This window comes from Vibrio sp. 10N.222.55.B11, from assembly GCF_041473705.1.
Classification (GTDB): Bacteria; Pseudomonadota; Gammaproteobacteria; order Enterobacterales; family Vibrionaceae; genus Vibrio; species Vibrio crassostreae_C.
Genome location: NZ_JBFRST010000043.1, coordinates 21,313 through 35,801 on the forward strand (window position 1 = coordinate 21,313; position 14,489 = coordinate 35,801).

Annotated in this window: 10 protein-coding genes; 5 read left to right on the forward strand and 5 right to left on the reverse strand. The window is 43.5% G+C overall.

Going from position 1 to position 14,489, the window contains the following annotated elements; translation table 11 throughout:
- Window positions 1–84: 84 nt before the first annotated feature.
- The gene (locus AB4503_RS15510) at window positions 85–1,440 is read right to left on the reverse strand and encodes a hypothetical protein (RefSeq protein ID WP_371724600.1); all 1,356 of its coding nucleotides are present in this window, start codon (window positions 1,438–1,440) and stop codon (window positions 85–87) included.
- Between the two features lie 28 nt (window positions 1,441–1,468).
- Here AB4503_RS15510 and AB4503_RS15515 point away from each other — a divergent pair, with 28 nt between their 5' ends.
- Window positions 1,469–2,377 carry a S1 RNA-binding domain-containing protein gene (locus AB4503_RS15515; protein WP_017059694.1) on the forward strand — a complete coding sequence of 303 codons (909 nt, stop codon included), beginning with the start codon at window positions 1,469–1,471 and terminating at the stop codon, window positions 2,375–2,377.
- 299 nt (window positions 2,378–2,676) lie between these two features.
- On the opposite strand, the gene rsmF is transcribed toward AB4503_RS15515, so the two are convergent.
- The 4 genes from rsmF to AB4503_RS15535 form a co-directional block, all read right to left on the reverse strand.
- A complete protein-coding gene (rsmF, locus tag AB4503_RS15520; RefSeq protein WP_372115344.1) occupies window positions 2,677–4,098 on the reverse strand; it encodes a 16S rRNA (cytosine(1407)-C(5))-methyltransferase RsmF in 1,422 nt (473 codons plus the stop codon).
- 149 nt (window positions 4,099–4,247) lie between these two features.
- A complete protein-coding gene (locus AB4503_RS15525; RefSeq protein ID WP_372115345.1) occupies window positions 4,248–6,905 on the reverse strand; it encodes an MlaD family protein in 2,658 nt (885 codons plus the stop codon).
- On the reverse strand, window positions 6,892–8,175 hold the full coding sequence (locus AB4503_RS15530) for a PqiA/YebS family transporter subunit (protein ID WP_372115346.1): 1,284 nt from the start codon (window positions 8,173–8,175) through the stop codon (window positions 6,892–6,894). Before AB4503_RS15530 ends, AB4503_RS15525 begins: the two co-directional genes overlap by 14 nt.
- 54 nt (window positions 8,176–8,229) lie before the next feature.
- Entirely contained in the window at window positions 8,230–10,026 is a 1,797-nt protein-coding gene (locus AB4503_RS15535; protein WP_372115347.1) for an ABC transporter ATP-binding protein, read from the reverse strand.
- An 89-nt stretch (window positions 10,027–10,115) separates the two neighbouring features.
- Here AB4503_RS15535 and AB4503_RS15540 point away from each other — a divergent pair, with 89 nt between their 5' ends.
- From AB4503_RS15540 to AB4503_RS15555, 4 genes are all read left to right on the forward strand, one after another.
- The gene (locus AB4503_RS15540; RefSeq protein ID WP_017059689.1) at window positions 10,116–10,607 is read left to right on the forward strand and encodes a GAF domain-containing protein; all 492 of its coding nucleotides are present in this window, start codon (window positions 10,116–10,118) and stop codon (window positions 10,605–10,607) included.
- A gap of 97 nt (window positions 10,608–10,704) precedes the next feature.
- The gene (gene proQ, locus AB4503_RS15545; RefSeq protein WP_017057223.1) at window positions 10,705–11,328 is read left to right on the forward strand and encodes an RNA chaperone ProQ; all 624 of its coding nucleotides are present in this window, start codon (window positions 10,705–10,707) and stop codon (window positions 11,326–11,328) included.
- 17 nt (window positions 11,329–11,345) lie between these two features.
- Window positions 11,346–13,340 carry a carboxy terminal-processing peptidase gene (gene prc, locus AB4503_RS15550; RefSeq protein WP_372115348.1) on the forward strand — a complete coding sequence of 665 codons (1,995 nt, stop codon included), beginning with the start codon at window positions 11,346–11,348 and terminating at the stop codon, window positions 13,338–13,340.
- 322 nt (window positions 13,341–13,662) lie between these two features.
- Complete coding sequence (locus AB4503_RS15555; protein ID WP_017059686.1) at window positions 13,663–14,346, forward strand: hypothetical protein; 684 nt, start codon at window positions 13,663–13,665, stop codon at window positions 14,344–14,346.
- Window positions 14,347–14,489: the final 143 nt, after the last annotated feature.

A 14,489-nucleotide genomic window follows, 5' to 3' on the forward strand; every position in this document is an offset into this window, starting at 1 on the left:
AGAAGTCATGGGTAACGTTGAAGAGATAAAACAACGGTATGTGAATGGTTTCCACATACCGTTATAGAGAACTTTATAAGGGCTCTATGACTCTTGAGTGATCTGCTCAATATCAACTATTTTTGAACGGTTCATAACGATCTTCCAACGGTAGTAGGTTGGTTTGTTATCATGGTTGTTCTCTTTAATGATCAGGTTGAGAAGATGACGCTTTTCTACTGATTCGCGGCTCACTTGTCCTTCATTCAAGCGGTAGATCTTGTTTGAGCCTTTATCCATCAACCGTGTCAGCGCTCTTAGGCTGATCGATAACGTTTCACGAGTCTCCTCATAACCACTCATAAAGGTCGATGTCGACATCTCAGTATGAGAGCGGTAATGCAAGATTTGCTCTTCACGTTGTACCACACGCTTTTTACGGATCGACTGAATGCGATCTGCAAGCTTAGAAAAATTTGCGTAGTCCAACCATTCCAGTTTATGGCCTACTGACTTGTTGGTCGTTGGATCATAGTAACGACGCTTCCATTTTGGCTTGCCTTTACGCAGCCAGCGCCAAAGGATGTCTCTCAAGTCATCTTTAAAGATCTCACGCAGTGCGTAAATGAAAGACATTGCCACGATGAAAGAGGCGGTAATCTCACCAAGAAAGTCACGAGCCAAGATCACAGTAGTGGTCACGACAACCATCACCAAACCGGTCGCGATGCCTTTCACGGCACGCTTAACGTTCTTACCCATCGACGTTGTCTTTTCTTTAAGCACGATAGGGTGTTCAATCAAACGACGCAGCAAACGCATCTTGTTACTCAAGCGGGTAACGTCCTCTCGAACTCTTGCTGAGTTGTAGCGGTTCAGTTTACGGTGCGCGGTCTCTTTATCACAAAGCGTTAAGAGTCGTTCTTTAATCGTTGAATACTCACTACCTCGTGGCATGTGTGAAACTAGCGATAGGAACTTTTGCTCGGTATACCAAGATAGGTAGTTATCGATATTAGCGTAGTAGCGCTTGAGATTTTCTTCGTAAGGGATGCTTCGGCGTAGCTTCTTCAAGATATCTAAAGCCAATTCAATGACTTCATCTACTTCATCAGCCGTTACGTCGTCACTATCAGTTTTATTTAAGCTGCTGACTGCTTTATCTAACGCGATAACATATTGGTAGGCAAACAGACTCAAACTGACACGATACTGTGTTGTAGATAAGCGTCCACGTTTTGCCAAGCGACTGTGTACCAAAGGTAAAAGTGTTTTGTCACTATAGTAGGCACGTTTTTGAGTGATTGAGCTGTAGAAAAAGGCACTTTCAGAAAGCACTTCAGGAGTCAGTCCAAGTTCACCGGGAATGAATAGATAAACGTCCATGTCGAGCTTTTTGGTCTTAGCCATGGCATGGTTAATTTTAAGTGTTATCGCATCTTGTTTATCAACGGTGATCAACGATGTCTCCTAGAATGTAAAAATATGAATGAAACTAGCGAAAGCATATCAGAGATCACGTATAATCTCCGCCAAATTTAAAGTAGAGACAACCTTGATGATTAATATTGGTCAAATAAACAACTTAGAAGTAGTAAAACAAGCAGACTTCGGTGTATTCCTTGACGCGAGCGACTATGGAACCGTGTTGCTGCCGAAACGATTTACTCCTGAAGGTGTTGAAATTGGTCAAAAGCTAGATGTTTTCTTATACATAGATTCTGACAACCAGATCGCTGCAACGACTGAAAAACCAATAGCTCAAGTAGGCCAGTTTGGTTTGATGACGGTTGAAGGTGTTAACAGCACTGGTGCATTCATGAGCTGGGGCGTGAAAGGTAAAGACCTTCTTGTTCCTTTCAGCGAGCAGCGTGGCCGTTTAAACGAAGGTCAGTCAATCTTAGTATATGTGTATATCGATAAAGCATCGAGCCGTATCGTTGGTACAACGAAGTTCAACAAATGGTTAGACAACACGCCTGCGACTTATAAGCAAAATGAGCAAGTCGATCTCATTATCGCTGAGCGCAGCCAGTTAGGTTACAAAGCGATCGTGAACGGTGAACACTGGGGTATGATTTTCCCATCTGACATCATCGGTAAGCTGTTCATTGGTAAAACACTAAAAGGCTACATTAAAAACGTTCGTGAAGAAGACGGTAAGATTGATTTGTCTCTTCAGAAGGTTGGTGTGGCTAAGATGGATGACCTAAGCACTAAGGTTCTTGACCTGCTTGAGAAGAAAGGCGGTTACCTGCCTTTGAATGATAAGTCTTCTCCTGAAGTTATTTTCTCTGCATTCAGAACCAGCAAAGGTACGTTCAAGAAGACAATTGGTGGTCTATACAAATCTGGCAAGATCACTATCGACAAAGAAGGTATCAGCTTAGTTAAGTAAGCGGTCCTTTCGGTCAAAAAAAAGCCCAAACCTTCCTGTTTGGGCTTAGGGGAAAGGGCTCCGAAGAGCCTACGCTAATCGTTTTAATCTTTTGACTGTTAGATTGAAGTCTAGTTTAGATTCTCTAAAGTGCGATTTTTCTTTTTGGAAATAGTGACTTGAATTGATATTTATATAATTAGTTGTTGATTTACAAGCGCTCGCACACTGACTTATATGGCCGATAGAATAGAAAAAGCCCAAACAATTAACGTTGTTTGGGCTTTTTGTTTATTAAGGTGTACTCAGTGCGAACGCTTTTAGAAAAGGTTCTTATCGCGCACGAGTTCGCGTGGTAAACCGTTCTTCACTCGGTTGCCAACCCACTTACCAAGGCCGATGATTGCACCATTGTACTTCACTAGTACTTCACCTTTTCCTGACAAGTTTTCAGGGCGAACATCGCGGCCCATGAACCATTCACGAGCATCTTCAATACTAAGCTCTACAACATTAGCTTCATTACCTGTTGCGAGCGTTGTCGCTACTTGGTGCTGCCAGCGGTAACCTTTTTTATGGGTTTCAGCGATCTTGATTCCCATGCGAGAAAAACGGAACTCACCGATCATCGGCTCTAGCGCTTCTGGGAATAGCCAAACGTCTTTGTCGCGAATCCAAACCTGAGTATCGCTTGGCAATTCGATATCGAGAGTACTCATTAGTTGTTCAGCGACTTCTTTCTGAGTTTTCTTTGATGCTTTTTCAAATGGGAATTTACCCATACGTTTTTTAACTTCTGGTGGAGTAACAGACGCTAGTTTACGGATACGTGCAACAAAGAAACCTTCAGAGTCATAGACCTGTGGGAAGATGTGAAGAAAGCCTTCTTCTGTCGTGGTTGCTTTTGCGTTGTCGAATAGTGATTCCAGAGATTCGAATTCAACCGCATCACCAAAGGTTTCTTTTAGGTGATGACACACTTGTTGGTTCTCTTCGGTGCTAAGCGTACACGTTGAGTAAACCAAAACACCATTAGGTTTAAGAGCATGGAATGCACTTTCAATCAGATCTTTTTGCGTGTCGGCAATGTCGACCACTGATTGATACGTCCAGTTCTTCATCGCATCGGCATCTTTACGAATGGTGCCTTCGCCAGAGCAGGGTGCGTCTAGCAACACAGCATCAAACTGTTCTGGTAACCAAGCACCAAAAACTCGACCGTCAAAGTTACTTAGAGCGGCATTACGAACGCCACAACGTTCGATGTTAGCGTGAAGGACTTTCACACGGCTTGCTGCATACTCATTGGCAACCAATACACCGCGATTATTCATTAGCGCAGCGATTTGCGTTGTTTTAGAGCCGGGTGCAGCCGCAGTGTCTAGCACCGCTTGGTAATCAGCTTCGCCTTGGAAAAGTGCCGAGGGTGGCATCATCGAGCTGGCTTCTTGGATGTAGAAAAGACCAGACATGTGTTCTGCCGTATTACCTAGTGGCGCTTCACTTTCGTCCGCTGTAATCCAAAAGCCCGTTTCACACCAAGGTACAGGTTCCAGTTCCCAGCCTTGCTCTTTTGCTCGTACTAGGAAGTCTTCAACACTGATTTTCAATGTGTTGATTCGAATACTTTTACGAAGTGGTTTTTGGCATGACGCAACAAAAGAAGCCATATCTAGATGACTAGGCATGATTGCTTCGATGTGCGTTAGGAATTCTTCAGGAATATATACGTTAGCGTGCAAAAGAGTATCTCGATTTATTGCATTAATGCGGGGAGTTTAAAGCAAAATGAGGCCGTCCTAAACCATATTTGCAGCAAACAACAAAAATGCAGCCTAATGGCTGCATTTTGATGAAGAATTAATCTTCCAGAAACGTCAGAGAGTTCACTCTATGGACGAGGAATTGCGGTTCTCCATGATTTCCACTCATCTTCGGCTTGAGGATAGAGGTAGAAAGACTGATCTTCGCTTGCTACTGGTTGAAGTTCATTTGTCGGTGGCGTTGAGAATGTAATACCACCTCTTAACAAGCTGTCTACCGTTCCGGCTTTGATGTTTGCGCCTGACAGGCCGATAGAGACATCGACGCCCGACACGTTCCAGAACACGGTGTTTGCGCGGATTAGATACGCGTAGTCAGGTTCTATTTGAATCGTAGATATGATGCGATCAGCAAACTCGCCCAGCTGAACATCTATAACACTGCCAATTTCTAGTTCACGGAATAGGATAGGTGTACCTTCAGATACAGAGCCGCGCGTTTCGCTTTGCAGTTGGAATATCTTGCCTTCAGGCTGCACAGGTCCTTTGCTAAGCTCAAATTTCGTGTTTCTTTCACCTTTGCCTGGGTCTACGTTGATGTGTTTAGAGAGCAGCGCAGAGACGTTTTTGATGCCATTAAGGCCAATCTCAGGTTCTGCCAACCAGAAGTGACTGTTCGTCACGGCAATCTTGTCGACGTACTCAGGTAAAATACGCGCAGTAATTTCAATGCCGCCCTTGTTGAAGTTCGGAATCACCAAAGTAACCTCACCAACAGTGACACCTTGATATTTGATCGCCATGCCCTTGTTGACTTCTTGATCGCCAGAAGAGGTGATAGTAATCGCGCGGCCAAATTTTCGAGCAGATTTTGAATCTTTGTAAAGCTTCCACACGTCACCAAGTTTGTTGTCGATTCCCGGCAGAGAGTCAAAAGCAATACCGCCTTGGATAAGGGTTTTAACTGGTGCTGCTTTAATGCTGATACCCGATAGCGACGCATCAACCTCAACGCCTGATCGGTTCCAGAAAACAGTGTGCTTGTTGAGTAAGTGCGTGTAACGATTTTCGATTGTGACTTTGATTCTTACGCCACCGTCGGCAAGCTGAAAATCAGAAATACTACCCACTTGTAGGTTGCGGTAGAGGAGTGGACTGCCTTTAGAAATTGAAGGTAACTCACTGGCAAACAAAGAAAGTGTCTTTGAACCAGACTGATTAAACTTAGCAATTTCTGCTAACGACTTACTTTGGAAAAGTTGGTAGTCCGCTCGAGCTTCAGATTTACCTTCACTCACAAAGCTAATCGAGCCGGTAAGAAGCTGTTTTGCTGGTGGAACCGTAACACTCAAGCCTGATTCGGTTAGCTCTGCAGTCGCACTACCTGTCACAAAGAAACGGTTGTGGCTTTTGATAAGGTGCGCGTACTTATTATCGATAAGTGCATCCATGAAGACTTCGTGTTTATCAGAGCCCGTACCAACACCATCAACTAATCCCACATGGATGATAGAGCCAACGGCAATGCCTTTGTAGAGAAGTTGTGTACCGACATCTAACCCGAACGAATTGTTCGACGTTAAGCGAATCGCAACGGATTTCTCTTGTTCCTGACTGAATTCATTTTTGCGGATTGCAGTAAATCGACGCGCCTTTTCACCTTCACCCGGTACCAAGGTTAAAAAGTTACCTGTCACTAAATTGGCAATGTTTTTCATGCCAGTAAGCGACAGTTCAGCCTCTTCTAGAACGAATTTACTGCCGCTGTTTAAAAAGTCACTGAATGCCGGTTGGATAGCGGCAGATGCAACGACGTTTTCACGCCCTTCACTTAGCGATAAATCAGTGATTTGACCGATTTCAATGCCGCGATACATGATCGGAGCACCTGTTGCACTGATTTTATTATCATCGGGAACGGCAATCTTGATAGAGATACCTCGACCCGCTGTTTTCAGATCTGGGTAGAGTTTGAACTTAGTATTCATCTCAACCGGTTGGCCTTCTCCTGGAGAGTCGACCGCAATTGAACCGCCAAGCAATGCACTTAGGCTCTCTAAGCGAACATCAACACCAGAAAAGCCAATACTGGCACCTAAGCCACTGACATTCCAAAAACGGCTTTGGTCGGTAATGATATGGCTGTATTCATCTTTAATCGACGCTTGAATCGTAACGGATTTCGCGTTGTCGTTTAACTGGTAGTTGTAAACCTCACCAATTGGGATTTTACGGTAAACGATTTGAGAGCCAACAGACACGCCGCCCAGATCTTTGGTCGTCAGTGAAATATTCAAACCTTCAGAAGCCAGTAAATCAGAAGGGGAGGATTCTAACGCTTGGAAAATGGTTTCTGGGTCTTGTTTGGTTTCGCTCGGGTGGATAGCAATATAGTTACCTGAAACAAGTGCGTCTAATCCTGAGATACCCGACAAACTTGCTGTCGGTTTTACAAGCCAGAAACGAGTGCCTTTTGAGAGTAGCTTCTTCGCTTCAGGGTAGATGTCTGCATCGACATAGATGCTCGATAGATCTTTGGATAAAGTGATGTCGCGAACCATACCCACTTCTAAGCCTTGGTAACGAATCGTTGTTCGACCTGCGACTAAACCTGCGGCATCTGAGAAGTATATTTGCACACGTTGCCCAGCATCGTGTATCGATTTCATGACCAACCAACCGGCTAAGGCGACGGTTAATATCGGCAGAATCCACAAAGGGGAGATGCCTTTGTTTTTCCTTACTTCTGGTGAATATGACGTTTGTGATTGGTTATCGTTGTTCATTCACTGACTCATCTTTAGAGGTGTAGTTATCCCAAATTAGCCTAGGATCTAAGCTTTCCGCTGCTAACATCGTGAGAACAACTACGACGCCAAAAGCGACTGCACCATAACCTGGTGTAAAGTTTAAAATTTGCCCGCGGTCGACCAAGGTCATCATGATCGAAATAACGAACAGATCCATTACCGACCATTTCCCCACCCATTTCACGATGAAATAGATGGTCATACGTTGCCTGTGGTAAACGGCGCGCTTCATCTTGATACAGATTAAGATGTACGCGAGGCCCAGTATTTTCGCGACTGGCACGACGATACTGGCAATGAAAATGATCGCAGCGATGCCATACATATCGCTATTAATCAGCGAAGCGACACCGGAAATGATGGTGTCTTCTAGCCTTTGACCGTTGGTAATAAGAATAGAAATAGGAATGACATTGGCTGGCACGATAGCCACGGATGCGGCAAATAGCAGAGCCCAAGTTTTCTGTATAGAGTAGGGCTTGCGGTGGTATAAGTCATGGTGACAACGCACACAAGTATGACCGTCAGGCTGAGATAGGTGACAGTTGTGACAGTGTACGTTCTTACTCTCAGCAAAAGAGTATTCGGATTCTTTTGCCCAAGCTTCCCAGTAGCGACGTACACTGATACGGCTTACTAGTAATACGCTGAAAAGCTGCAGAAGAATCAGGCCAATCAAACCAGGGCCGACGAAAATGTCAGAGTAATCTTGCAGTTTGAAACATGAGACCGCCAAACTTACCAGAAACACATCCAACATCATCCAATGTTTGAGAGTCTGAATAATGGCTAATGCATAACGAAAGGGTGTGAAGATCTTAAGACGCAGTGATGCATGAGTGATGAGTACCGAGGTGCACACGAGCAACGGAGCGATCGAACTGCAGAACAGGATCAGCAAACCAAGTAGAGGAAAGCCTTCGCCCATTAAGGTAAAAACACCCGATGGTAACGTCGCGGGTATCATGACGCCAATCAGGCGAATACTGATGAATTCAAAAAAGTGCGATGGGATAAACAGCAATAAGCAGGTAATTGCGATTGCTAGGTTTCCAGAGAGGCTAGGGGTACCGCCTCTATAAAGCTGAGTTCCGCATCTTGGGCAGTAAGCTGATTTCCCTAAAGGGATGTTCATTTTATCTACGGGAAGTTCGCAGCCCTGGCAAAGACGCACTGAGCTGCTGTCGCATTGGTGTTTTGTTGATAAAGGGTTGGTTACGGATGGGGAGGTCACGCGACCTCCCAAGTTGAAACGTAAGTTAGGTTAGCAACCCGACTTAAAGACTCAGAGCCACAAACATCAGGCGTGCGATTGCACACTGCCGTAGAGTGTTTGATAGAGTCCTTGTTGTTCAACCAATTCACCATGTGTTCCCGTCTGTGTGACTTGTCCATCTTCTAAAACATAGATTAGATCGGCTTGTTTCACCGCTGATAATCGATGAGCCACTATCAAAGTTGTGCGATCTTTCAAAAACTCGCTCAACGCTTTATGCAGTGCTGACTCTGTTGCTGTATCGAGTGCAGATGTCGCTTCATCAAGAATAACAAACTTAGGATTGCTCAGCACCATACGAGCTATTGCTAAGCGTTGTCGTTGACCACCAGACAGTCGAACGCCATTCCTACCAATTTGTGTATCTAAGCCATTGCTCAGTTGCTTGATGACATCTTGCATTTGAGCGACTTCAAGCGCACGCCACAACGACATTTCGTCGTATTCAGCACCAAGGGTCAGATTATGCCTTAATGTATCGTTAAAGAGTATAGGTTGTTGTAAAACAACGGCAATTTGATTGCGTATTACATCAAAGCTGATGTCATCGGTTGTTTCACCGTTATAGCGAATGCAACCTGAGTCTGCTTGGTAAACCCCAATCAGCAACTGGATTAACGTAGATTTACCCCCTCCACTCGCACCGACCAAAGCGACTTTTTTACCTGCAGGGATGTGCAGCGATAGCCTATTTAAAACAGTGTTTTCTAATGTGTAAGAGAATGTAACGTCTTCGATGTCAACTGTCACTTCTTGATCTTCAGTAAATGGGTTCACTTTACTGATAGGGCGCTTCTCTTCTTCTAACTGAAGAAGATCGTTGATGCGTTGTAGTGCCGCTTTCGCGCTATACCAAGAGAATTGAATCCCTAGTAGCTCTTGGACCGGGCCTAACATGAACCACAAGTAGCCAAATACCGCGAAAATCTGACCAATGGTTAAGTCACTGAATAACACCATTAGCATAGCGACGGCACGGAAAAGCTCGAAACCTAGTAAGAACAGCAGAAACGAAACACGGCCAGCAGCTTCAGATTGCCAAGCGTATTTGTCTGCATCGATTCTTACTTGGTTTGCTTGAACCTTAAGTTCATCGAGAAAGATACGTTCTTTATTCGCCGCACGCAGTTGGTAAATGCCGTCTAAGGTTTCCACCAAACGGTTTTGAAAGCGCTCGAAAGATTGGTTTTCGTATTTCTTAAGGTGTTTGACCCTGCTGCCTAGTTTACGGGAGAAATAAATTACAACAGGATTGACCAGTAAAATGAACAACCCTAAACGCCACTCTAGCCACAACAGCACGATCGCTGTACCGAACACGGTCAGGAAGCTGATGATAAATTTAGAAAGAGTCGAGCCAATGAACTTATCTATTGTCTCTATGTCTGTTATTAGGTGGGCGTTGATACCGCCGCTGCCTTTGGTTTCGTATTGTCTAATACTGATGCGACCAAGCTTATCTATCATCTTGCTGCGCATTTGATAGGTAATTGTTTTGGACACAAGCGTAAACTGACGCCCTTGCAGAATGTTCAACGCTTGGCTAACGGAGCGCATGATAATCACTAACAACAAAGTTAGTGCTATATAGCCAGTCGGTGTTTGTAATGAAGATGGAAGTAGGTGGTTCATCATCTCTAAGCCTGAAGCGGGCTTATCGAGTAATACTTCATCAACCATTAATGGCATGAGCAACGGGATAGGGACACTAATGAGAGTTGCAAATATGGCAATAATGTTAGCAAACAGTAATTTGGACTTGTGTTTTTTTACTTGAGTTATTAACCAAGAACGGCTAATAGTGTCTTCTGAATTGTCCATTGTAATGAGAATAAGTCCTATTTAGTTTGATGGCCGCATTCTACTGCGTTCTCTTGATAATGGAAGTCTCAATTTAATTGGAAGTTAATATGAAAATAGAACATTACCAACGCTTAACCAAACAAGCCGTTGCATTAATTGAATCAGAAACCGATCTAACTGCTAATCTTGCTAATATCAGTTCATTATTATTCATGGAATTGGATGACTTGAATTGGGCGGGTTTCTATTTAATGAAGCAGGATTTAGCTAAGGAAAAAGACGAACTTGTACTGGGCCCTTTCCAAGGTCAACCTGCTTGTGTGCGAATTCCGGTCGGGCGTGGTGTGTGTGGAACTGCGGTTGCGACGAATACAGTTCAGCGCATTCATGATGTTCATGAGTTCGAAGGTCACATCGCTTGTGACGCTGCAAGTAACTCAGAAATCGTTATTCCGTTCTCGATTGGCGGAAAAATCGCGGGCGTTCTTGATATTGATAGCCCAAATGTTGGTCGTTTTTCTCAAATTGACGAGGACGGATTGACATTTTTCATGGCAGAAGTGGAAAAGCTGCTTAATTCGCACGCGAACAAGGCATAAATTATTCTCTTACTGTGGTTTTTCCCAAGCATCTCTCTATAATACGTAAAAATATTTTCTTAATGCTCGCGGAAAACCGCAAAAACCAGGAACCCACATGGAAAACACTGAAAAGTTAAAAAACAGCAAAGAAGTTATCGCATATATTGCTGAATGTTTCCCTAAATGCTTTACTCTAGAAGGTGAAGCGAAGCCACTTAAAATTGGTATTTTTCAAGATCTTGCTGAACGTCTAAATGAAGACGAAAAAGTAAGTAAGACTCAGCTTCGTGCAGCGTTAAGACAGTACACATCATCATGGCGTTACCTGCACGGCGTAAAAGCTGGCGCAGAACGTGTTGACCTAGACGGCAACGCGTGTGGCACACTAGAAGAAGAGCACGTTGAACACGCTAAAGCTACACTTGCTGAAAGCAAAGCGAAAGTTCAGGCTCGTCGTAAAGAACAAGCACAAAAAGCTCGTGAAGAAGGCAAAGCGAAACCTAAGGCGAAGAAAGCTCAACAGCCTCGTCGTCAAGCGCCTAAAGCACCAAAAGTAGAAAAGCCTGTAGAAACACGCGCTTTGAACGCTGACGAATTCATCGCTGGCAAAGAAGTAAATGTGAACATGGGTAAAGGAAACATGGCTGCGACCATTGTTGAAATCAATAAGGAAGATGTGCGTGTTCAGTTAGCAAACGGCCTACAAATGGTTGTTAAAGCGGAGCACTTGCGCGCTTAAAGGAGATACTCCTACGCATGAAATGCCGTTCAAAATTGACACTGATTGCTGCTAGCTTTTGGCTAGCAGCTTCAGCTCAGGCTCTTGAAGCCAAATTAGATCAGGACGATTTACCTCTACTCGCTCCTGAGGTCCAACACGAAACTGCTAGTAAACGTGTTACTTCTCGATTTACTCGTTCTCACTATAAACACTTCAATCTCAACGATGATTTCTCTCAAGCTATCTTTAATCGTTACTTAGAGATGCTGGATTATAATCGTAATATCTTCACTCAAGCTGATATTGACTCTTTCGCTGCGTCATCTACACAAATTGATGATCAGCTGAAATCGGGCAATAACCAGATTGCATTCGATGTTTATAATCTGTCTATGCAGAAGCGTTTTGAACGTTTTCAATATGCATTGTCTTTGCTAGATACAGAGATTAAGTTTGATACCGATGAAAGTATTGAGCTCAATCGTAGTGAAGCTGAGTGGCCAAAAGATATCGCTGAAGTGAATGAGCTTTGGAGAAAACGCGTTAAATATGATGCGTTGAATCTAAAACTTACTGGTAAAGAGTGGCCAGAGATTCAAGAAGTTTTGGAAAAGCGTTACAACAATGCGATGAAGCGTATTACGCAATCGCATAATGAAGATGCTTTCCAGATCTACATGAACGCATTTGCGCGTGAAGTTGATCCTCACACAAGTTACCTTTCTCCAAGAAATGCAGAACAATTCCAATCTGAGATGAACCTATCTCTAGAAGGTATTGGTGCTGTGCTTCAGATGACAGACGACTACACCGTTATTCGCTCTTTAGTTGCTGGTGGCCCTGCGTCAAACAGCAAACAATTGAGTGATGGAGACCGCATTGTTGGTGTTGGTCAAGATGGCGAAGAAATTGTTGATGTTATCGGGTGGCGTTTAGACGATGTAGTACAACTTATTAAAGGCCCTAAAGGGACCAAAGTTAAGCTACAGATCTTGCCAGATGGTAAAGATGCAAAAAGTCACGTTGTCACAATTGTTCGCGATAAGATTCGTTTAGAAGACCGCGCTGTTAAATCAGAAGTGATCGAGAAAGACGGCAAGAAAATTGGTGTATTAGAAGTACCAAGTTTCTACGTTGGCCTTTCTAAAGATACCGATAAACTGATCACCGAGCTTAAAGAGCAAGGTGTTGAAGGTATTATTGTTGACCTCCGAAACAACGGTGGTGGTGCACTGACTGAAGCAACTGAACTCTCTGGTTTGTTTATCAAAGAAGGACCTGTTGTTCAGGTTCGTGATAGCTACGGTCGTGTCAAAGTGAACAGCGATACTGATGGTCAAATCAGTTACCAAGGCCCGTTAACGGTATTGGTGAATCGCTACAGTGCTTCAGCGTCTGAAATCTTTGCAGCAGCGATGCAAGATTATGGCCGTGCAATTATCTTGGGTGAAAACTCTTTCGGTAAAGGTACGGTGCAACAGCATCGCTCTTTGAATCATATTTATGATTTGTTCGATAAAGAGTTAGGCTACGTTCAATACACAATCCAAAAATTCTACCGAATCAATGGTGGTAGTACGCAAAACAAGGGTGTAGTACCTGATATTGCTTACCCAACGCCAATTGATCCTGCAGATACTGGTGAAAGTGTTGAAGACAACGCTCTTCCTTGGGACAGCATCGACAAAGCGAAGTACTCAGTGTTACAGCGTAACGATGAGCAGATCGCAGCGTTGACGGCTAAACACGAAGCTCGTATCGCAACAGACATGGAATTTGGCTTTATCGCGCAAGATATTGAAAAATATAAGGCAGATAAAGACGACAATGACCTTTCTCTTAATGAAAAGGTTCGTCAACAAGAGAGTGATGATGCGGATGCGCTTCGTCTAGAGCGTATTAACCAACGTCAAAAAGCCGCTAAGTTAGAGGCATTTAAAACGTTGGATGATATTCCAAAAGACTACGAAGCCCCGGATGCTTATCTTGATGAATCAGTTGCTATCATGCTGGATATGATCAAGAAATAAACAAAATACCTGTTATAAGGTGATTGTTTAAAGACGTACTATTTGAAAAGCGAGCTTAGGCTCGCTTTTTTTGTACCTGTGTTCTTGCCTCGAATAATGTCATGTTAACGGCATGCTTCCTCGCTTTTTAACTTGCTGCAGAACCACTGTTATTTGATTTTCGGCTGTGAAGTACACTGTAAAAATAACTAAACTTAAGTATTATTTTTCGAGTGATAATGACATTTAAGTTACTTCGCACTTAAAATTTAGTGACTTAGATCATATTTTTTCGCTTTCTATTCATTACGTGCCTAAGCTTAAAGAAAACGAGGGGACGCTTATGAAATGGATTCTACTATTTTTATCTTGTTTAAGTTTTGTGGCTTTTGGGAGCGAGGTCGCTTCGAGTAGCCAACAATCAAAAAGTGATAGTAATCTATCTCATTTTGACCTTCCTTTGCTGCTTGGTGATTGGTATTTGATGAATCCTGATCCTGAGCAAGGCACTGAAAACTTTAGAGCGATCAAGCTCACTCTTGATTCAAACTACTCATTCACTATCGATATCCAAAAGAAAGACTACAGTGTCGATCATTGGGAAGGTTTGTATAACGCCAATGAAGACACGATTATTTTGGGTTTGAATACCTCAGAACCTCAGGTTTACGCGTACAGCAGTAATCACAACATGCTGAATCTTAACGGTGTTATGTTCACCAAGGCCTTGCCAAATGCATTGGCGGGAATCTGGTCCAGTGCCCAACTGTCTGGAAGCGATCTACGTGCGAGTAACATTCAAAAAATGGATTTAGTCCTTCAGCCGGACTTTATATTCATGTTCCGAGTATCAGATGAAGAAGGTGGTGAAGTCATTCGTCGCGGGGTGTATTACACAGAAGGCGATCAACTAGTGTTACTTTATGAGAACGGTGAACACGGCACTCGATATACACTGAACAGCGATGTGTTAACGCTGCAAGGTGAAGAGGGAGATATGTTTGCGGTACTCAATCGCATTCGATAATCGTGAGTTTTAGCAGTAACGGCGTACTCGTTGATAATATTGTGCACAGTTCATTTCTTAGGCGTTCCTGTCTGATTTGATTGATAAAATAGCAAAACATGGAGGCATTTTCTTACAATGCCTCCTTTTTTTAATATTCCCCT

Excerpts from the sequence above, each read along its gene's own strand:
- AB4503_RS15515 (WP_017059694.1), top strand. The coding sequence starts at position 1,469 with ATGAAACTAGCGAAAGCATATCAGAGATCACGTATAATCTCCGCCAAA.
- AB4503_RS15525 (WP_372115345.1), bottom strand. The coding sequence starts at position 6,905 with ATGAACAACGATAACCAATCACAAACGTCATATTCACCAGAAGTAAGG.
- AB4503_RS15535 (WP_372115347.1), bottom strand. The coding sequence starts at position 10,026 with ATGGACAATTCAGAAGACACTATTAGCCGTTCTTGGTTAATAACTCAA.
- AB4503_RS15540 (WP_017059689.1), top strand. The coding sequence starts at position 10,116 with ATGAAAATAGAACATTACCAACGCTTAACCAAACAAGCCGTTGCATTA.
- proQ (WP_017057223.1), top strand. The coding sequence starts at position 10,705 with ATGGAAAACACTGAAAAGTTAAAAAACAGCAAAGAAGTTATCGCATAT.
- prc (WP_372115348.1), top strand. The coding sequence starts at position 11,346 with ATGAAATGCCGTTCAAAATTGACACTGATTGCTGCTAGCTTTTGGCTA.
- AB4503_RS15555 (WP_017059686.1), top strand. The coding sequence starts at position 13,663 with ATGAAATGGATTCTACTATTTTTATCTTGTTTAAGTTTTGTGGCTTTT.